The sequence below is a fragment of the Streptomyces sp. NPDC029466 genome (genome assembly GCF_055574515.1).
This window is the reverse complement of record NZ_JBVHZH010000051.1, coordinates 1-18,901: the sequence shown is the minus strand read 5'-3', so window position 1 is coordinate 18,901 and position 18,901 is coordinate 1. Positions and strand designations below refer to the sequence as shown.

Below are 18,901 nucleotides of genomic sequence, written 5' to 3'. Positions count from 1 at the left end.
AGCAGCCTAGGTTGGCGACCAAAGAAGAAGGAAGTATGCCTTTTCGGACATTCCGTGGGTGGGGGACTCTGTGCAGGGTTTCCGTGCATTCCTGTCGGAGCGGTTCACTCGATGGGGGTCAGACGGGATGCCGGTCCTGTGACGGTGGGCGTCCGGACGGTGCCGTCTTGAGGCACCGTCCCCAGGGTCACCCGTCCTCAGGGGCGTCGAAGGGCGAGCCCCGCCGCCGGACTAGGCACCCTCCGCCGCGAACGGGCCGGTGGCGCCGAAGGCCAGCGCGGCGAAGCGTTCGCCGATGCGGCGGTGGGTGGCGGCGTCCGGGTGGAGCTGGTCGGGAAGCGGGAGGTCGGCGAAGTCCGCTTCGCCGTAGAGGTCGCGGCCGTCGAGGTGGTGCAGGTTCGGGTCGTCGGCCGCCCGCTGTTTCACCACGCGGGTCAGTTCGTCCCGGATGACGTTGAGTGTCAGCTTGCCCATGGCCCGTTCCGCGGGGTCGCCCGCGGCCTTGAACTGGAGCTTCCCCGCGCTGAGGTTGCTGAAGTCCGGGGCGGTGGGGCCGGGGGTGTCCTCGTGGATGGGGCACAGGAGGGGGGAGACGAGCAGCAGCGGAGTGGTGGGGTGGCCCTCGCGGACGGTGTCGAGGAAGCCGTGGACCGCCGGGCCGAAGGCACGCAGCCGCATCAGGTCGGCGTTGACCACATTGATGCCGATCTTGATGCTGATCAGGTCAGCGGGGGTGTCCCGCAGGGCGCGGGCGGTGAACGGGTCGAGCAGGCCGCCGCCGCTCAGGCCCAGGTTGGTCAGTTCCACACCGCCGAGGGTGGCGGCCAGCGCCGGCCAGGTGGTGCTGGGGCTCGCGGCGTCGGAGCCGTGACTGATCGAACTGCCGTGGTGCAGCCACCTCTTGCGGCCCCCCTCCGGGAGGGGCTCGACGGGGGCATCGGTGCGCAGCTCGATCAGCTCGGTGATCTCGTTGTGCGGCAGCCAGATCTCGACGTCCTTGACGCGGTCGGGGAGACCGGTGAACCGGACGGTGCCGGCCGGGCCGGGCTGGATCTCCGCGGCCCCGGTGGTCATGTCCACCAGGGCGACATTGCCGCCGGTCACACTGTCCTGCCCGGTGAGCTGCCCGTCGACGAACAGGTCGTACACGCCGTCCGGGCGGGGCGGGGCGCCCTCGTAGGCGTTCTTGGTGCGCAGCGCGTCCAGTTCGACGGCGGTGGCCCGGGTGCGGAACACCAGTCGTACCCCCGAGGGCTGGGCCTCCGCCATGGCCAGCAGTCCGTCGGCGCACTGGGCGCGGGCCCGGGCGGGCAGCCGGTGCGGCAGCACCCCGTGCGCGGTGTGCTCCAGCTCAAGCGCACCGCGCAGCAGATCCGCGGTAACGGGCGTGCTGATCCAGCCAGTTGCCGGGGGCGTGGTGGCGGTGTGCGGGGCGGAGGCGGACTCAGAACTCATGATCCCAGTCTGTCAACCGGATACCGGATGCGCACCTCAATTTCCGGCCCCCTGCCTGCTCAGGGACGTCATGGTCGGTAGCGTCGGGGACCATGCGGATTCTGGTATTGGGCGGGACATTATTCGTGGGCCGCGCCATTGTGGACGAGGCGCTGCGCACCGGCGCCGAGGTGACGTTGTTCGGCCGGGGAAAGACCGGGGCGGAGCTGTTCCCCGGGGTGCCCCGGCTCTTCGGGGACCGGGACACCGGCGACTACCGGGCCCTGCGCGAGGGCAGTTGGGACGCGGTCGTGGATGTCAGCGGCTATGTGCCGCGCCATGTCGGACAGGCGATGGACGCGCTGGGGGACCGGGCCGGGCAGTATCTGTTCGTCTCCAGCCATGCGGTCTACCAGCGCGAGGGGGTGGGGCCGGGGTCGACCGAGGACACCCCGCGCCGGCCGCCCGTGCGGGACACCGAGGAGCTCACCGAGGACACCTACGGCCCGCTCAAGGTGGCCTGCGAGGACGATGTGGTGGCCCGGTACGGCACACGGGCGACGCTGGTGCGGCCGGGAAGGGTGGCCGGGCCGTACGACCCGCAGGGCTCCTTCACTTACTGGGTGCGCCGGGCCGCGAGCGGCGGACGGGTGGCCCTGCCCGCCGACCCCCGGCAGCCGGTGCAGGTCATCGACTCGCGCGATCTGGCCCGGCTGGTGGTGCGGTTGCTGGTCGACGCGCGTCCGGGCGCGTTCCACGCGGTGGGGCCGGACGAGCCGGCCACCCTCGGCGGGCTCATCGAGACCTGTGCGCGGGTGGCGGGCACGGAGGTCGAGATCGTACCGGTGTCGCCCGAGGGACGGCCGCCGATGTTCCCGCTCGCGCGGCCGGAGTGGTCGACACAGCAGCGCAGTCCGGCGCGCGCCCGCGCGGCGGGCCTGCCCGCGACCCCGCTGGAGGTCACCGCGGCCGATGTCCTGGCGTGGGACCGCGCACGTGGCGAGCCGCCGCTGGAGGTCGGCTACACCCCGGAGGAGGAGCGGGCGGTGCTCGCACGGCACGACGCCGGGGCCGTCGGCGGATGACCGGCACGGGCCCCGGGGAGCCCACCGGTCACGGACCGGCCGCCGCTCAGCCGGCCTTGCTCCCCTTGCTCCCCTTGGGGCCGGCCACCGGCACATCGAGCGGCCGGGCGAGACCCACCACTCCCTCGTCGAGACGCTGGAGATGCCGCAGCACGCGGAAGGTGACCGTGCCCGACTGAAGCGCCCCCGCGCCGGCCGCTTCCAGCATCGCGGCGATGCTGAAACCGGAATCGACCTCGCCCTCGGTGCTCTCCTCCAGTACCCGGGCGACGAGGAGATCGATGTTCTGGCCGATGCGCCGGCCGGCCCGGGCGAGCCGCGGGTCGGCCGCGATGGTCTTGCTGTACGGCACGAGTTCCGCCGTCGCCGCCAGGGAACGGGCGTGATACGCGCAGGTCTCCAGCAGCGCCACCAGATAACGAACGGTCCGGCGGCGGCCGCGCAGCGGGGTGATCGGGTGCGTCAACGGCTGGGTGGAGGCGCGCAGCTCGTCCAGCGCGGTGTCCAGATCGCGCGCCTTGCCCAGCAGATCGACGGCGGGCCCGCCGCTGAGCTGCTCCACCGCCGCGGACACCACGTCCCGCAGCCGGACCAGCACGGTGCCCAGCAACTCGTCCGTGCGGCGGTCGGTGTGCACCGGCAGGACCACCACGGCGCCGATGATCCCGCAGGCCGCGCCCAGCGCGGTCTCCTCGATGCGCAGCACCAGCACGTCGAGGCTGTAGGTGTTGAGCAGGGTGTAGAGCAGCCCGAGCATCGCGGTGGTGAAGAAGGACATCAGGGCGTACGACAGCGGCGCGGTGAACCACATCCCGAAGATGCAGAGCAGCACCAGGGCGAACGCGGTCCAGGTGTGGTTGCCGACCAGCCCGGCCAGCGCGACACCGGCCACCACGCCGAGGACCGTGCCGACCAGCCGGCGATAGCCCTTCACCAGGATCTCGCCCGTGGACGCGGTGTTGAGGAAGACCACCCAGCAGGTCAGCACCGCCCAGTACCAGCGCTGGCTGGACAGGAACTCACCGCCGATGATGGCCAGCGTCGAGCCCACCGCGACCTGGAACGCGGCCCGGGTGGTGGGCCGTTCGAGCCCGGTGCGGTCGTCCGCCGGCTCCTCGGTCTCGTCGGCCCCGACGATCGAGAGGTCCTCGGCGTCGAACTCCTCACGCGAGCGTGTGGTGGCCGGGGAGTCGTCCGACTCGTCCTGTGGCCCGTCCAGCGCCAGCCGCAGACCCAGGACGGCGCGCGCGGCCTCGCCGAGCCCGCGGAAGACGTCCTGGACGGCGGCCGAGGCACGCGGCAGATCGTCCTCTTCCCGGTAGCCGAGCAGCCGGTTGCGGACGAGGGCCAGTGCGGTGCCGCGGTCGTCGGGCGCGCGCCGGGCGACCAGCAGCAGCAAGGCGCGCAGATCCCGCCGCAGTATGGCGAGCGCCTCCTCCTCTGTCCCCAGCCGGGTGCCGGTGGCCGGCACGGGGGCGTGCGGCAGATGCATGGTGATGGTGTCCGCGCGCTCGGCACTGCGGGCATTGAGGATCAGCATCCCCAGTCGTTCCGCGGCGATCTCGGCCTCCGCGACGCGGCGTTCCACCAGCCCCGCCGTGGCCGCGTCCCGGGTGCCCTCCTCCAGGTGCCCCTGGATCATCAGGGCCGCTTCGTGCAGCCGGGCGGTGTGCCGCCGCAGGTCGTCGAGGACCCCGTCGAGGTCATCGGGCCCGGCGTCCAGAAGCTCCATCTGGGTCGCCATCAGCTGGGCGAGACGTGCCCGGAATGCCTCGCGCAGCCGCCGCAGGGTGCGGGTGGGGGTTTCCGGGACGACGGCGAACCGTACGACCGCACTGCATACGAAGGCGATGCCCAGCGTCAGGCACAGCTCGGGCAGGGCCGGGCCGGTGGCGTGCACGAACAGCGAGACGAAGTAGACCTGAAAGCCGATCAGTCCGAGCGCGGTGCCACGGTCGCCGAACCGCCGGCAGTAGACGGCGCCGAAGATCAGCAGGACGAAGAACAGATCGCCGGCGATGACCAGGGTGTGCAGCAGCGCCCCCAGCGACATCGCGGTGAGTGCGACGGGCAGGCCCAGCGCGAGGGTGACCGCCTGGCCGCGCACCTCCTTCTCCTTGATCGCGAAGGTGGACACCATGGCGGTCATGGCGCCCGCGACCATCAGCGTGACGTCGGTGTCCAGCAGCGCCAGTACGACGAGGGTGAGCACGATCGCCCCGACCGTGCGCAGCCCTGCCATCAGCCGCAAGAGCCCTGGGTCGGATGCCGCGAAGCGGTCCCAGCTGTGCGTCCCAGTCCGCCGTATCGCTGCCAGCACGCTGCCGTACACTCCCCATTTTTTGCCATGATCCGCAGTGCACCAGCATCGCACGCCTGCTCGGACCGGCTTCGGCCGCACTGCCCTCGACAGCGTCGCGGCCCCGCCGTTCCCCCAACTCCCGGCATTACACGTCTTCTTCGCATGGCGCGCATAAGTAATTCTCCGCTTATTCCCTCCTTATCGGGTGTTAGTGAGGCGTTAGTCGACCATCAGTGGGGGCGCTCAGGGTGGGTGGCGCGTAAACGAACGAGAACGCACCGACTGTCCTTGAGGCCGGGCTCGTGCGCTCCCGGCCCCTTCGCGGGGGTGCGGGGCCGAGCCGGGCGGACGGTCGGACGCGTTCCACCGAGGTTCTCCGGTCGCCGGAGAAGAGGGAGTTGATGACTGATGACGATGCGTGGTCTGCGCACCGCCGCCACCGTCGCCGCCGCCGTCGCGCTGTTCGCGGGCGCGAGCGCCGGGATGGCCTCCGCGGCGGGATCGGGCGCGTCGGCGGCCGGTGCGTGCCGGCCGGGGACGCTGAAGGTCACGACCACCGACGCGGGTTCGGGCCAGGCCGGAATGAACCACGAGGGCACCTATCTGAAGGTGACCAACACCGGCAACAGCACGTGCGGGATAAGCGGCTACCCGGGGCTGGCGCTGGAGGGCGCCGGACACACGGCCATCAAGACCACCGCGCACCACGGTGACACCTACTTCGCCAAGGACCCGGGCGTGCACCAGGTCAGCCTGAAGCCGGGTAAGAGCGCCTACGCGGACCTGGTCTGGACGCACGCCGGTCCGTCGTCCGCACAGGCCAAGTACCTCCAGGTCTCGCCGACGGGGAGCAACGCGCACAGCGTCGTGGGCTTCGACAAGGCCGTCGACGGTGCCGCGCTGTCGGTGACCGCCTGGTCGGCGACGCCCCCGAGCGCTTCCTGACCCGGAATGCCGGACCGAGGGCCGACGCGCGGTGCGTCGGCCCTCGGTTGTCTGCCTGCCGCTCCCGGCCTCCGGCCGGGCGGCCGGGTCAGCTCCGGGAGCCGGCCAGCAGTGCGCGGTACCACTCGACGGTGGCGTCCAGGGTCGCGTCCAGCGGTGTCGGGCGGACGCCGAAGGTCCGCTCGAAGGCCGTGGAGTCCACGATCTGCGGCTCGGTGTGCTGATAGAACATCTCCGCGTACTCGTCCATGAACTCCGCGTCGAACGGCCCGAAGGGGCGGGGTTCGGTGAGGACCACCCGCTGGAGCGGGTGACCCACCCGCTCCTCGATCATCGCGTGGATCTCGCGGGTGGTGACGGCGGGCGCGGTGGGCAGGTGCCAGACCCGGCCGTCGCCTTCCGTGCGGGTGCCGAGCGTGGCGAGTCCGGCCGCCACGTCCCGGATGTCGGTGTAGCTGTGCGGCAGATCGATGTCGCCCAGGCCGAGGACCTCGCCGCCGCCCAGTGCGGCCGGGAAGACCGCTCCGCCGAGCGTCGAGTTGAGCACCCCGGGACCGACGAAGTCGGCCGACCGGCCGAGGGCGACCCGGGCCCGCCCCGCCCGGTGGGCGTCGAGATAGCGCTCATCCAGCTGCGCCCGCATCCGCCCCTTACGGCTCGTCGCCCGCCACGGGGTGTCCTCCGTCATCACCTCACCGCGGGTCGGCCCGTACGGGTACAGCGTGTCCAGGACGACCAGCCGGGCCCCCGTGGCCTCGGCGGCGGCCAGCACCGCGTCCTGGATCCGGGGCATCACCTCGACCTGGCGGTGATAGGGGACGTTCACGCAGTGGTAGATGGCGGCGGCGCCCGCGACGGCGGCCAGCGCCCCCTCGGCCGTGCTCACATCGGCGGCGAAGGGCTGGACGCCCTCGACGGTGTTCTCCGGCGCCGAGCGGCTGACCAGTCGTACGGCGTGACCGCGGCGCACGAGCTCACCGGCGAGCGTGGTGCCGGCGGGGCCGGCGCCCAGGACGACGTGCAGCGGTTCCGAGGCAGCAGACATGGCGATTCCTTCTCTCCGGGCCGAGGGGCCGAAAGGCGGGGGAGCGGCGAGCGGACCGGGTGATGCTTCGTTCCGCCCTCTCACTTCTGTTATAGACCATAACTGTTGCGATGGGTCATGGCAATTACTTTGTCGGCCGGCATCGGCAAGGGCCGCTCATGCTTGCTTCGCGCCTGCCCGGCGGATACCGGAGGAGGAGACATGGCTGCCGAGGCGCGGAGCCCCCGGGTGCGCGCGGTTGGGCATGGCCACCGGGCGCCGCGCGCGTCGGCGCAGGGCACCCGGGCCGGTGGGCGGTGGTGGTTCACCGTTGGGCGGACTCGCGCGGCGGCATCCAGTGGTGGACCTTCAAGTCGCCCTTCTCCAGGGTCTCGAACGGGGCCGAGCCCAGGCACTTGCCGACGCTGTTCTTCGGTACGCCGTCCATCGCCCAGCTGTAGCCCAGCCGGTCCTTCTTGCCGCTGTCCAGGACGGTGAAGCCGAACCGCTTGCCCCGGAGGTCCCCGATCTCCGGCATGCCCGGTGCGTTCGTGAAGTGCGACTCGGTCACCACGCCGGTGGCGACGGCCGCCGGGCCGCCGGTCAGCAGGCAGTCGATCCGGCCCTTGAAGTGGCCGCCCCAGGTCTTGCCGAAGTGGTGGCTGACGTAAAAGGTGCCGCGCGCTTTATCGGCGAAGCCACGGGCGTCGATGCGGAAGTGGACGTTGTCGCCGGGCTGCCGGGCGAGCTTGACGGAGCCCTTCAGTGACGGTGCGTCGGCGGTGTGCCGGGCGGCGGCCGGTACCTCGGTCTGGGCCGCGGCGGCCGGTTCGGTCGTGCTCAGGGGCAGCACGAGCGCCGTGCAGACGGCGAGGGCGGCACCGGCCACGAGGAACGGGCGGCGAATTCGGGACATGGCGTCCTCCTGCGGATCAGAGCGGCACCGGACTCGGTGCGGCAGGGCGTCGGTTCCCCGCTGATCACCACGGTCCCGTCCGCCGCGCCGCCGGGCATCGCTCCACAGACGGGTGCCGCTCCGCCCCGCGGCGGAGCGGGAAGGAGTACCCAGGGCCGATGCCGGAACGCGGCCGCCTGCCGCCTCGGCCGGTTCCCCGTCCGTCCGCCGCGCACTCGGGCCACTCAATACCCGGTCGGGCGGACCACTCCCGTCTCATACGCGAAGACGGCGGCCTGCGTCCGGTCCCGCAGGCCCAACTTGCCCAGGATCCGGCCCACATGGCTCTTCACGGTCTGTTCCGCCAGCACCAGCCGCTCCGCGATCTCGCCGTTCGTCAGGCCCTGGGCGATCAAGGACAGGACCTCGGTCTCGCGTTCCGTGAGGTCGCCGACGCGCTCCTTGAGCGGGGCCCGCGGTGAGCTGGTCACCCGGGAGAACTCGGCGATGAGGCGCTTGGTGAGGTTCGGGGCGAGCAGCGCGTCACCGGCCGCCACCACCCGTACGGCCTGGGCGAGTTCATCCGCCGAGGCATCCTTCAGCAGGAATCCGGAGGCACCCGCGCGCAGCGCCTCGTACACATACTCATCGAGGTCGAAGGTGGTCAGGACGAGGACCTTGACGGTGGCCCCGGCCGGACCGGTGAGACGACGGGTCGCCTCGATACCGCCGAGCCGGGGCATCCGGACGTCCATCAGGACGACGTCCGGCGCGAGTTGAGCAACCTGGGCGAGGGCATCGAGGCCGTCGACGGCCTGGCCGACGACCTCGATATCGGGTTCGGCGTTGAGCAGCACAGTGAAGCCCTGACGGACCATCATCTGGTCGTCGGCGATCAGCACGCGGATGGTCGTCATGGGGCAGGCTCACGGGGGTCGGCAGGCTGCGCGGCCTGGGCGGGCAGGATCGCGGTCACTTCGTAACCGCCGTCGGGGGTGGGGCCGGTGGCGAGTTCGCCGCCGAGCATGGCGGTGCGCTCATGCATCCCCAGCAGGCCGTGGCCGGCGCCCGGCGAGGGCGGGGCGGGCCGGTCCGGCGCGGTGTTGGCGACCCGGATGGTGAGACCGCCGGACCGGTAGGCGAGGGCCACCCGCACCGTCGCGCCGGGCGCATGCCGGAGCGCGTTGCTGAGGGCCTCCTGGACGATACGGAATGCCGACAGCTCGACTCCCGGGGACAGCGGGCGCACCTCACCGGTGATCTCGGTGGTGACCCTGAGCCCGGCACCCCGCACCGTGCCGACCAGTTCGTCCAGCCGGCCGAGAGTGGGCTGCGGGGTGTGCCGCACCCCGTCCGCCAGGGCTTCCTCCGAGCGCAGCACGCCCAGCACCCGCCGGAGTTCGGTCAGTGCCTCCACGGCGCTCCCGCGGATGCCCGCGAGGTTCTCCTTGAGCTCGTCGGTGGGGTCCTTGACCAGATGCGGGGCGACCTGCGCCTGGATCGATATCACCGACATGTGGTGGGCGACCACGTCGTGCAGTTCGCGGGCGATCCGGTTGCGCTCCTCCAGCAGGGTGCGCCGGGCCCGCTCCCCGGCGGTGAGCACCTCCTGCTCGACGAGCTGGGTACGGGCCACCCGGCGGCCGCGCAGCGAGGTGCCCACCACCACCGCGAGCGTGAAGGTCACGATGTCCTGGACGACCGTCACGTCCTGGGCGGAGGTCGCGAGGACCGGAGCGGCCGCACCTGGCAGGGGCAGCTCCGGGGCCGGCGTCACGAAGACCAGGGCGGCCACCGCCGCCAGGAGCGAGAAGCCCAGCGCCTCGGCCGCGATACGGGGGCGGACCCGCAGCGCGAGAAGGAACAGCACCAGGGCGTGCAGGGCGATGCCCGGGATGCTCCAGGACCACAGCGGGGCGTGGCTGACCTTGAGCGAACCGGCGTTCCTGGCCAGGAAGAGCGCGATCGTCGACAGCCACCAGGCGGGCACCGGACGGGACAGGGCGAGGACCACGGCGCCTGATTGGAGCACCGCGAGCACCAGGACGGACGTCATCGCGGCCGGCCCGAAATCCCCTGCGCCCTGCACCGCGTTGAGCCAGCCCATCAGCACCGCGGCCAGCACCACATGGGCGTGCGGCAGCCGGCCCAGCCAGCGCAGCCGGGGCAGTGGATCGCGTGCCACCGTCCACAGATCCTCGCGCAGGGTAGGCGGAATCCGCCGCACGGCCGCCCACAGCCGCGGCCCCCCGCTCTTCCGGCCCCCCTGGCTCACACGGTGCATCCTAAGCACGCCGCACCGCCCTGGCCTCGGCGGGACGCCCGGCCCGGATAACCGTGGTGCCGCGGCGTTGCCCCTGCTCGTACGTGCGGAACGCGGCCCAGCACACCATCAGCGCGAGCGCGAACACCGGCAGCCAGACCAGCCGGGCGAGGACCCAGCCGGCACCGTCGGGAAGGGTGTGCAGACCGGGCAGGAACCCACCGGAGAGCAGACCGACCGCGGTGACCGCCATCATCGCGGTCTGGTGCCACAGGAAGAGCGTCATCGCCGAGAGGTTCATCAGCGCCACCGCCGCCCAGAGGGCGGGGCGTTGGAGCAGCCGCCGCAGGGGGCCGAGCAGCAGCAGGGCCGCCCCGCACTGGGCGAGACCGAAGGTGACCGCCGCGAGGGTGGGCGGGTTGAGGTTGGACATGCCGGCGCCGGGCACCCCGACCATGGCGGCCGGGTAGCCGGCCCACAGGACGAGTCCGGCGGTGGTGGCGGCGCCGCCGAGCAGCAGCACCCACGCCGTCGCCCGGCCCCGCAGCCCGCCCCGGGCCCAGGCCGCGCCCAGGCAGTACGGCACCAGCCAGCCGGCCGCCACATTGGTCCAGCCGAGCCAGGCCGGGCCGCCGAGGCCGAACCGGATCAGATCGATGTGCAGGACGACGGCGAGCGGCCACAGCGGATGCAGCCGGGCGACCAGCGGAGTCGCCGCCGTCAGCGCGGCGAACACCAGCAGGAACCAGAGCGGGGACAGCGCCAGTTGGCCGAGTGTGTGGACGGTGTCCAGACCGGCCCCGGCGACCAGCAGCGCCCCCGCCACCACGCTCCAGACGGCCAGCATGGCCACCACGGGACGGAACAGCCGGGCCGTCCGGGCGCCGAGCCATCGGCGGTAGGTTCCGCCCCGGGCGCGGGCGGCGGCATAGCTCGTCGCCGCCATCTGACCGCCCACCAGGAAGAAGACCGCCAGGGTCTGGAGAAGCCAGGAGACCGGGGTGAGGTGCGGCAGCCGATGGAGGGGGCTGGCAACCCGCACCGTGCCGCTGTCGGCGACCAAGGCGGTCACCAGCCAGTGTCCGAGCATCACCCCGAGAAGGGCGAGCGCACGCAGGGCGTCGACGCCGCGGTCACGGTCGGCCGGTGTCGCGGCGGCGATCCGCCGGATGAGCTCACGCATCGCTTCGCTCCCCGGAACCGGACGGGGCCTGGCCGGACACGATCCGGGCGAGGTTGCGCAGGGACACGGAACCGGGCTTGAGGTAGTCGCTGTGGCCTCCGGGGCCCGCCGCGAAGACCCGGGCACCGAAGTCGGGTGTGACCGGGTCGGCGCCCAACCCGAGCGTGCCGAACGGGAGTTGCAGCTCCCCGTGCGGCACATCGGCGATCCAGTCGTCATCGCCCCGGCCGGCCCACACGGTCGCCGGGGTGTGCAGCGCGGAGACGTTCTCGGCGCCCGCGCCGGGGCTGCCGAACAGCACCAGGTCCGTGGCGTTCAGCCCCGGCGCGGCCCGGCCGCAGACCACGGCTCCGTACGAATGGCAGAGCACCGAGAGCCGGGCCGTGGGACGCAGCTTCGCCACGGCACCGACGAAGGCCCGGAGCCCGGGAGCGGCCTCCGCCGCGCGGCCGGGGGTGAGCACATCGGGACTCACCGTGCTCGGCGTCCGGTACCCCACCCAGGCGAGGACGGCGGACCGGCCGCCCAACTCCCGCTGGAGCGCCAGCGCACCGGACCGCAGACGTGCGTACCTGTCGAGGTGGGTGTCCGACCCCGGCACCAGGACGGCGATCCGCTCGGCCCGTGCCAGGTCGCCGTACACCTCGATGGTGCGGCCTCCGTTGCGGCCGTCGAAGAACAGGAACTGCCGCGCGGGGCCGGCCATCCCGCGCAGTGTCCCGGCCCGCGCCCGGTCGCCGTGGCCCTCGGCCATCCGCTCCGCCGCACGGATGCCCGCACGGTTGACGGCGTAGCGCTCGGCGAGCGCACCGGGTGCGGCGGACCGCAGCGGGGCGAGCGCCTTGGGGGCGGGCGCCGGGACAGCCGCGGGCCGGGCCGCACCCGACACGGGCACCACCACCGAGGTGACGACGAAAGCGGCGAGCAGAGTGCGCAGCGGACGGCTGCCGCGCGGGCGGGACGCCATGATGAAAGGTCCTTCCGTACCGGAAGCCGTTCGTGGCTTCCGGTACCGAAGCTATGGAGCAGGGCACTTGGTCGACGTCCCGCCGGGGAGCGTACTTCCGTTGTAGCTCTCAGGTATCAGGGGTAGGGGGCATCGACGCGGTGTCGCGTGCGGGCCCGGCACGCCGCCGTACCCGGCACCTGCGCGCGGGGCGGTCGTCCCGGCCATACCGTGTCGCCATGGTGCGTGCCGACCGGCCCCGGGCCGACCGACCGGGCGGACCCGCGGCGCCGGGCCGGCCACTGGCTCCGCTTCTCGCGGTCTGTGCGGGCTACTTCATGGTCATCCTGGACGTGACCGTCATCAACGTCGCGGTTCCGGTGGTGGGACGGGACCTGTCCGCCTCGCTCACCGGGATCCAGTGGATCACCGACGGCTACACCCTGGTCTTCGCCGGTCTGCTGCTCACCGGTGGCGCGCTGGGGGACCGGCTGGGCAACCGCCGGATCTTCTGCACCGGCGTGGTGGTCTTCACCCTCGCCTCGGGCGGCTGCGGCCTGGCCCCGACCAGTGGGGTCCTGATCGCCGCCCGGCTGGTGGAAGGACTCGGCGCGGCCCTGATCGTCCCCGGTTCGCTCGCCCTCCTCCAACAGGCGTATCCGGCACCCGCCGAGCGCTCCCGGGCCTTCGGCCTGTGGGGCTCCATGGCGGGCATCGCGGCCTCCGCCGGGCCCCTGCTGGGCGGCCTCCTGGTCACCACCGTGGGCTGGCGCTGGGTGTTCTTCCTCAACCTGCCCGTCGGATGCGGCTGCCTGCTGCTGACGCTGCGTCATGTCTCCGCTTCGGCCCGGCGTGCGGACCGCCCGCTGGACTGGCCGGCCCAGTGCGCGCTGATCGTCACGGTCGCCCTGCTCACCACCGTCCTCAACGAGGCCGGACGACGGGGCTGGACCGACCCGCTGATCCTCACCGGAGCCGGTCTGTGCCTGCTGTCGGCCGCCGCGTTCGTCCTGCGCGAGCGCCTGGCCCGGACCCCCGTGCTGCCCTTGCGGCTGCTGCGCTCCCGCCCGATGAGCGGGGCCGCGGCCATCGGGCTCCTCTTCAACTTCGCCTTCTACGGCATGATCTTCACCGCCAGCCTCTCCTTCCAGCACCACCGCGGCCTGACCGCGCTGCGCACCGGGCTCGCCCTCTTCCCGGCGGTGGCCATGACCATGTTCGCCTCCGTCCTGTCCGGGCGGCTGGCCCGCCGTACCGGCCACCGCCCGCTCGTGGTCACCGGCATGCTCCTGGGCGCGGCAGGTCTGGCCGGCTGGGCGGCCGTCGGCCCGGATCCGGACTACCTGCTGCTCGTGGGACCGATGATGGCGGCGGGCTTCGGCACGTCCTTCGCCCTCACCGGAGCCACCGCCACGGTGATGTCGGCAGCCCCGGACGCGTACTCCGGCACCGCCTCCGCGCTGTTCAACACCGCCCGCCAGGTCGGCAGCGCGGCAGGCGTCGCGCTGGGCGGCTCCCTGCTGGCCTCGGCGGCCGGCTTCCCGGCCGGGCTGCGGACGAGTATGGCCATCGGCGCGGCCGCGTATCTGATGGCTGCCGCGCTCGCGTTCTTCTGCGTCCCGCCGAAGGGGCAGCGCCGGGCCGCCGCCTGATGGGCGGCGCGCCGCGACGTACGGCCTGCGGCGATATGGCGTGGTATGTACCCAGGGCCGGCCGGTCGCGCGGCGAGCGATGAGTTCTCGCCGGCCCGGGAGTCCACCCCTGTACCGGCAGCTTCCGCACCCGAAGGGCAGCACCATGAGCACACTGATCGTCACCGCGTTCGTCACCCTGGACGGCGTCATGCAGGCCCCCGGCGGCCCGGACGAGGACGTCGAAGCGGGCTTCCCGCACGGCGGCTGGCAGGTCCCGTATGTCGACGACGACTTCATGGACCTCATGACCGGGATCTTCGAGCACACCGCCGACCATCTCCTGCTCGGCCGGAAGACCTACGACATCTTCGCCACCTACTGGCCCCGCGTCACCGACCCCGACAACTCGATCGCCGTGAAGCTCAACAGCATGCCCAAGTACGTCGCCTCGCGCACCCGGACCAGCCTGGAGTGGAACAACTCCCAGCTGCTCGCGGGCGACGCGGCGGAGGCGGTCGCACGGCTCAAGGAGGAGCTCGACGGGGTGCTCATGACCCAGGGCAGCAGCGACCTCATCCGCACCCTCCAGCAGCACGACCTCGTCGACGAGTACCGGCTGCTGATCACCCCGGTGATCCTCGGCACCGGCAAGCGGCTGTTCGCCGAGGGCGCCGCCCCCACCGCCTGGCGGCTCACGGAATCCCGCACCAGCGGCGTGGGCGTCCAGTACTGCGCCTACCAGCGGGCCGGGAAGCCCGAGTACGGCACCTTCGAGCTCGACGAGCAGGACTGAGGACACGGCCGGACTCCCGGCTCCCGCGCGGCGGCCGGGCCCGGCTGCCGCCGTTGGTGTCAGAGGGGGACGGCGCCTTGCGTGGTGTGTGGAGTGCGGCGGCGGGGGAGGGCAGGGTCGGCGTGGGCACCGGTCCGGTGTCCGGCCGGAGGTCTCCGGACCCCGCCGGCCGGCGGGCCGCGCGGCCGGAACGCCCCGGGCCGACGGCCGCACCCGGCCGGTCCGGGGCCGGCGGTGCACGGGCGGAGCCCGGACCAGTGGAGCGCGAGGCGAAGGGCGTGTGTCGTGGGTGTCGGTTTCGCAGAAGAGTCGGCGTCGGTGACGGTAGCGGCGTCGGCGGTGCCGGAGCGTGTCGTACTGGCCGCCCGTCCGCAGGCGGCGCTGCGCTTGTATTGCGTGCCGCCCGCCGGGGCCGGGCCGGACTGCTATCTGCGCTGGGCGCCGCTGCTGCCGCCCTGGATCGAGCCCTGCTCCGTGGCGCTGCCCGGCCGTGGCACCCGCGCCGCGGAACCCTCGCTGACCGACCCGGCGTATCTGAGCGCCCGGCTCGCCGCGGTGCTGGACGACTGGACCGACCCCCGGCCGTTCGCGGTCTTCGGACACAGCGCGGGCGCCCTGCTGGCCTACGAGGCGATCCGCCATCTGCGGCGCACCCACGGCCGGCTGCCGTCGCTGCTGGCGGTGTCCTCCCTGTCCGCGCCGCATCTCGACGCCTACAGCGCCGGCCTGCCGCCCCGGCTGACCGCCGGGCTGGAAGGCATCCGCGAACTCGTCGGCCCGATCCCCGACCAACTCCTCGCCGACGCCCGCCTGATGGCCGCTGCCTGCACCCCCCTGCTGGCCGACTGTCTGCTGCTGCTGCACTACCGGCACCGCCCCGAGCCGCCGCTCGACGTACCGCTGGCCCTCTACGGCGGTGAACACGACCCCGTCACCAGCGTGCCGGACCTCCGGGCCTGGAACGACCTGGTCACCACACCGGCCCCGGTCCAGCTCTTCCCCGGCGGGCACACCTACCTCCAGACGGAGACGAAAGCCCTGGTCGACCGGCTCACGGAGACCCTCGACCCGGCCCTGTACACCCGCCCCGTGGCGACGGCATGACGGCCGCCGCTCCGGCCCGCACCCCGGCCGCACCCGTACGCCGGGCGGCAGCGGCCGCCGTGGTGTGCCTCGGACTCTTCATGCTGGGCCTGGATCTGACGGTCCTCAATGTCGCGGTGCCCGACCTTCAGGGCGGCCTGGACACCTCCACCGCGCAGGTCCAGTGGATCGTCGACGGCTACGCCCTGGTCCTGGGCGGCACGGTGCTGGCCGTGGGTGCCTTCACCGACGCCTGGGGCCGGCGGCGTTCCTTCGTCTGCGGGGTAGCGGTCTGCGCGGGCGCCTCGCTGGGCGGCGCGGTCTCCGCGCAGCCGTGGCAGGTGATCGCCGCGCGCTGCACCATGGGGGCCGGGGCCGCGCTGCTGATGCCGGCGACGCTGGCGGTCATCCACCAGCTGTTCCCCGAGGCCCGGTTGCGCAGCCGGGCGATCGCCGCCTGGGCCGCGGTCGGCGGCATGGGCGGCCTGTGCGGTCCGGTCATCGGCGGCTGGCTGGTGGAGCACTTCTCCTGGCGCGCCGCCTTCTGGATCAATCTGCCGCTCGCCGCCGTCATCATCGTCCTGGCCCTGCTCCTGGTACCCGAGTCCCACGCCCGGCGGCGCGGCGGCTTCGATGTGCCCGGTGCCGCGCTGTCCGCCGCGGGTCTGCTGGTCCTGGTGTGGTCCATCACCGAGAGCCCGCACCGCGGCTGGACCAGCCCCGCCGCGCTGACCGGATTCGCCGCCGCCGCGCTGCTGCTGGCCGCGTTCGTCCGCCGCCAGCTGCACACCCCCGCACCGATGCTCCCGCTGTCCCTGCTGCGGGTGCCGGCCATCGGGGTGGCCGCGGCGGCCCTGGCGCTGATGTCCTTCGCCATGTTCGGCGCGCTGTTCGTGCTGACCCTCTACCTCCAGGGGGTGCTGGGCTTCAGCCCCTGGCAGGCCGGGCTGCGGACGCTGCCCCTGCCGGCCGGGCTGGCGCTCGGCGCGGTGTGCGCGGTGCCGGTACGGGCACGGCTGGGCGGCCGGGTCCCCGTCGTGGGCGGACTGGCCCTGGTGACGGTCGGGTTCGCGATCCTGGCGACCACCACCCCGGACTCCGACTATCCGCACTGCGCGGCCTTCCAGCTGGTGGCGGGGGTCGGGGCCGGGCTGGTGGCGGCCGCGGCCACCGAATCGGTGATGGGCTCGGTCGCCACCGAACGAGCCGGACTCGGCTCGGCCATCAACGACGCCACCCGCCAGGTCGGTTCCGCCCTCGGGGTGGCCGTGCAGGGCTCCCTGCTCGCGGCCGTCTTCACCTCCCGGCTCACCGCCTCCCTCACCGATCTGCACGCCCCCGCGCCGGTGGCCGCCGCGGCCCGGCACAGCATGCTGTCGGTCCCCGCACAGGCGATGCGGCTGCCCGGCCCGCTGCGCAGCAGTGTGCTGTCCGCCGCGCGCCGCGCCTTCACGGACGCCATGACGCTCACCGCCGTCGTCGCCGGAGCCGTCACCCTGCTCACCGCCGCGGCCGCCGCACGCTGGCTGGGCCGTCCTGACCGCCCGGACGGCGCGCCCCGGGCCGGCGGTGCCCGGCTTCACGGACCGCAGCCGGCGCCCAGGGAAGAGCAGCGTCCGGCGCTATAGAGCGATAAGTCACTCGTTCAGAGGTGCCTTCATGACCCTGGCAGGAGGAGCCGGTCGGCGACAGTAGAGCGCGAGCCCGACCCCTGCGCACCGGCCCCCGGTGCCGGCCGCCTCCGCCCGCCTGGAGCCACGATGCACACCCCGTCCGCACCAGCACCTCCCACGGTGCCCCGGGCTCCTGCCGCGCGGCCCCGCGGCACCCGTCCGCAGCGACCCCTCGCGCCCGGACGGCGCCCCGCCCGCGGCGGCCGGCCCCACCACCCCAACCGAAGGAGCCACCCGTGCCCACCAGTGCAGAGCTGATCACCAGCACCCTCACCGAGACCTTCGACCTCGACCCGGCCGAGGTCACCCCCGACCGCACCTTCGAGGACCTCGGCCTGGACTCCCTCGCGCTGGTCGAGATGGGCCTGATGCTTCAGGAGCGCACCGGGATCTCGCTGGACGACGTGCCGCTGCGGACGACCCTGGGCGAACTCGCCGCGCTGATGGACAGCGGTACGGCCGACCAGGCCCTGACCACCGCGCCGAACAGCGGCAGCTGATGCCCGGTCAGTGCCGTGAGGCCGCCGTCACCGGTCTGGGCGTCATCAGCCCGGCCGGGATCGGCGCACGGGCCACCTGGGACTCCCTGCTCACCGGCCGGTCCACCGCCGCCCGGGACCCGGGGCTGGTGGGGCTGCCGGTGGACATCTCCTGCCAGGTGCCCGACTTCGACACCGCACGCCTGGTCGGCCGGAAAACCTCCTGGCGGCTGGACCGTTTCGTCGCCATGGCGCTGCTCGCCGCCCGGCACGCCGTCGCCGACGCCGGTCTCGACCCCACCGAGTGGGACGCCTCGCGGGTCGGCGTGGTCATCGGCACCGGCACCGGGAGCATGGAGCGCTATGTCACCGAGTTCGCCAAGCTCGCGGCCGGCCGTCCGCTGGACATCTCGCCCCTCGCCATCACCCGCAGCGTGCCCAACATGGCAGCCGCCGAGATCGCCCTCGATCTGACGGCCACCGGGCCCAACTTCGCCGTCTCCACCGCCTGCGCCTCCGGCAGCAGCGCCCTCGGCGTGGCCCGTGACCTGCTGCGCGCCGGGACCTGCGACCTCGTGCTGGCCGGCGGCGCGGAATCCGCCCGCCACCCCATCCCCGCGGCCTGCTTCCACCGCATGGGCGCGCTGTCCCGGCGTACGGACGACCCCGCGGGCGCCTGCCGCCCCTTCGACGCCGCACGCGACGGTTTCGTCCTCTCCGAAGGCGCCGCCGTCCTGGTGCTGGAACGCCCGGAGCACGCCCGCGCCCGCGGTGCCCGCCCGCGCGCACAGCTGGCCGGCTACGGGGCGAGCTGCGACGCCTATCACTACGCGGCTCCCGACCCCGAGGGCCGGGGAGCCGCGGCCGCCCTCACCGCCGCCCTGGCCGACGCCGGACTGGCGCCCCGGGACATCGATCACGTCAACGCGCACGGCACCGGCACCCGCCTGAACGACCTGGCCGAGGCCAGGGCCCTGCGCGCCGTCTTCCCCGAGCCGCCCGCCGTCACCTCCCTCAAGGGCGCGCTCGGCCACGCCATCGGAGCGGCGGGCGCCATCGAGGCAGCCGTCACGGTCATGAGCCTCCAACACGACACCATCCCGCCCACCGCCAACCACGAGGACCCCGACCTCGATATCGACCTGGACATCGTGGCCAAGGC

At 73.3% G+C, this 18,901-nt stretch carries 16 protein-coding genes; 8 read left to right on the top strand and 8 right to left on the bottom strand.

Annotated elements, in window-relative coordinates; translation table 11 throughout:
- Positions 1-231 precede the first annotated feature (231 nt).
- Positions 232-1,455, bottom strand: a complete 1,224-nt coding sequence (locus ACZ4XD_RS31010) for a GDSL-type esterase/lipase family protein (protein WP_468047518.1) — start codon at positions 1,453-1,455, stop codon at positions 232-234.
- Positions 1,456-1,547: 92 nt separating this feature from the next.
- Between ACZ4XD_RS31010 and ACZ4XD_RS31005 the strand changes: the two genes are divergently transcribed.
- Entirely contained in the window at positions 1,548-2,519 is a 972-nt protein-coding gene (locus tag ACZ4XD_RS31005) for an NAD-dependent epimerase/dehydratase family protein (RefSeq protein ID WP_468047516.1), read from the top strand.
- 46 nt (positions 2,520-2,565) lie between these two features.
- Here ACZ4XD_RS31005 and ACZ4XD_RS31000 read toward each other — a convergent pair whose 3' ends face one another.
- Complete coding sequence (locus tag ACZ4XD_RS31000; RefSeq protein ID WP_468047587.1) at positions 2,566-4,761, bottom strand: FUSC family protein; 2,196 nt, start codon at positions 4,759-4,761, stop codon at positions 2,566-2,568.
- Between the two features lie 468 nt (positions 4,762-5,229).
- Between ACZ4XD_RS31000 and ACZ4XD_RS30995 the strand changes: the two genes are divergently transcribed.
- The gene (locus tag ACZ4XD_RS30995; RefSeq protein WP_468047514.1) at positions 5,230-5,766 is read left to right on the top strand and encodes a DUF4232 domain-containing protein; all 537 of its coding nucleotides are present in this window, start codon (positions 5,230-5,232) and stop codon (positions 5,764-5,766) included.
- Positions 5,767-5,854: 88 nt separating this feature from the next.
- On the opposite strand, the gene ACZ4XD_RS30990 is transcribed toward ACZ4XD_RS30995, so the two are convergent.
- From ACZ4XD_RS30990 to ACZ4XD_RS30965, 6 genes are all read right to left on the bottom strand, one after another.
- Positions 5,855-6,811 (bottom strand): Rossmann-fold NAD(P)-binding domain-containing protein, encoded by a 957-nt coding sequence (locus ACZ4XD_RS30990; RefSeq protein ID WP_468047512.1) that lies wholly within the window; start codon positions 6,809-6,811, stop codon positions 5,855-5,857.
- A gap of 304 nt (positions 6,812-7,115) precedes the next feature.
- On the bottom strand, positions 7,116-7,706 hold the full coding sequence (locus ACZ4XD_RS30985) for a hypothetical protein (RefSeq protein WP_468047510.1): 591 nt from the start codon (positions 7,704-7,706) through the stop codon (positions 7,116-7,118).
- Between the two features lie 224 nt (positions 7,707-7,930).
- Positions 7,931-8,602, bottom strand: a complete 672-nt coding sequence (locus ACZ4XD_RS30980) for a response regulator (protein ID WP_468047508.1) — start codon at positions 8,600-8,602, stop codon at positions 7,931-7,933.
- The gene (locus ACZ4XD_RS30975) at positions 8,599-9,969 is read right to left on the bottom strand and encodes a sensor histidine kinase (RefSeq protein WP_468047506.1); all 1,371 of its coding nucleotides are present in this window, start codon (positions 9,967-9,969) and stop codon (positions 8,599-8,601) included. Before ACZ4XD_RS30975 ends, ACZ4XD_RS30980 begins: the two co-directional genes overlap by 4 nt.
- A gap of 1 nt (position 9,970) precedes the next feature.
- A complete protein-coding gene (locus ACZ4XD_RS30970; protein ID WP_468047504.1) occupies positions 9,971-11,131 on the bottom strand; it encodes an acyltransferase family protein in 1,161 nt (386 codons plus the stop codon).
- Positions 11,124-12,098 (bottom strand): alpha/beta hydrolase, encoded by a 975-nt coding sequence (locus ACZ4XD_RS30965; RefSeq protein WP_468047502.1) that lies wholly within the window; start codon positions 12,096-12,098, stop codon positions 11,124-11,126. The genes ACZ4XD_RS30970 and ACZ4XD_RS30965 overlap by 8 nt, the downstream gene beginning before the upstream one ends.
- Positions 12,099-12,379: 281 nt before the next feature.
- On the opposite strand from ACZ4XD_RS30965, the gene ACZ4XD_RS30960 reads away from it, so the two are divergent.
- The 6 genes from ACZ4XD_RS30960 to ACZ4XD_RS30935 form a co-directional block, all read left to right on the top strand.
- Complete coding sequence (locus ACZ4XD_RS30960; protein ID WP_468047585.1) at positions 12,380-13,729, top strand: MFS transporter; 1,350 nt, start codon at positions 12,380-12,382, stop codon at positions 13,727-13,729.
- 145 nt (positions 13,730-13,874) lie between these two features.
- Positions 13,875-14,504, top strand: coding sequence for a dihydrofolate reductase family protein (locus ACZ4XD_RS30955; RefSeq protein WP_468047500.1), 630 nt, complete (start codon positions 13,875-13,877; stop codon positions 14,502-14,504).
- Positions 14,505-14,822: 318 nt separating this feature from the next.
- Complete coding sequence (locus ACZ4XD_RS30950) at positions 14,823-15,608, top strand: thioesterase II family protein (protein WP_468047498.1); 786 nt, start codon at positions 14,823-14,825, stop codon at positions 15,606-15,608.
- Complete coding sequence (locus ACZ4XD_RS30945; RefSeq protein WP_468047496.1) at positions 15,605-17,215, top strand: MFS transporter; 1,611 nt, start codon at positions 15,605-15,607, stop codon at positions 17,213-17,215. The genes ACZ4XD_RS30950 and ACZ4XD_RS30945 overlap by 4 nt, the downstream gene beginning before the upstream one ends.
- Positions 17,216-17,496: 281 nt before the next feature.
- On the top strand, positions 17,497-17,760 hold the full coding sequence (locus ACZ4XD_RS30940; RefSeq protein WP_468047494.1) for an acyl carrier protein: 264 nt from the start codon (positions 17,497-17,499) through the stop codon (positions 17,758-17,760).
- Positions 17,760-18,901: beta-ketoacyl-[acyl-carrier-protein] synthase family protein (locus tag ACZ4XD_RS30935; RefSeq protein ID WP_468047492.1), on the top strand; the 1,142-nt coding region annotated here is incomplete at its 3' end. The genes ACZ4XD_RS30940 and ACZ4XD_RS30935, both read left to right, overlap by 1 nt.

Coding starts and splice junctions, on each gene's coding strand:
- ACZ4XD_RS31010 (WP_468047518.1), bottom strand. CDS start 1,455: ATGAGTTCTGAGTCCGCCTCCGCCCCGCACACCGCCACCACGCCCCCG.
- ACZ4XD_RS31005 (WP_468047516.1), top strand. CDS start 1,548: ATGCGGATTCTGGTATTGGGCGGGACATTATTCGTGGGCCGCGCCATT.
- ACZ4XD_RS31000 (WP_468047587.1), bottom strand. CDS start 4,761: ATGGCAGGGCTGCGCACGGTCGGGGCGATCGTGCTCACCCTCGTCGTA.
- ACZ4XD_RS30995 (WP_468047514.1), top strand. CDS start 5,230: ATGACGATGCGTGGTCTGCGCACCGCCGCCACCGTCGCCGCCGCCGTC.
- ACZ4XD_RS30990 (WP_468047512.1), bottom strand. CDS start 6,811: ATGTCTGCTGCCTCGGAACCGCTGCACGTCGTCCTGGGCGCCGGCCCC.
- ACZ4XD_RS30985 (WP_468047510.1), bottom strand. CDS start 7,706: ATGTCCCGAATTCGCCGCCCGTTCCTCGTGGCCGGTGCCGCCCTCGCC.
- ACZ4XD_RS30980 (WP_468047508.1), bottom strand. CDS start 8,602: ATGACGACCATCCGCGTGCTGATCGCCGACGACCAGATGATGGTCCGT.
- ACZ4XD_RS30975 (WP_468047506.1), bottom strand. CDS start 9,969: ATGCACCGTGTGAGCCAGGGGGGCCGGAAGAGCGGGGGGCCGCGGCTG.
- ACZ4XD_RS30970 (WP_468047504.1), bottom strand. CDS start 11,131: ATGCGTGAGCTCATCCGGCGGATCGCCGCCGCGACACCGGCCGACCGT.
- ACZ4XD_RS30965 (WP_468047502.1), bottom strand. CDS start 12,098: ATGGCGTCCCGCCCGCGCGGCAGCCGTCCGCTGCGCACTCTGCTCGCC.
- ACZ4XD_RS30955 (WP_468047500.1), top strand. CDS start 13,875: ATGAGCACACTGATCGTCACCGCGTTCGTCACCCTGGACGGCGTCATG.
- ACZ4XD_RS30945 (WP_468047496.1), top strand. CDS start 15,605: ATGACGGCCGCCGCTCCGGCCCGCACCCCGGCCGCACCCGTACGCCGG.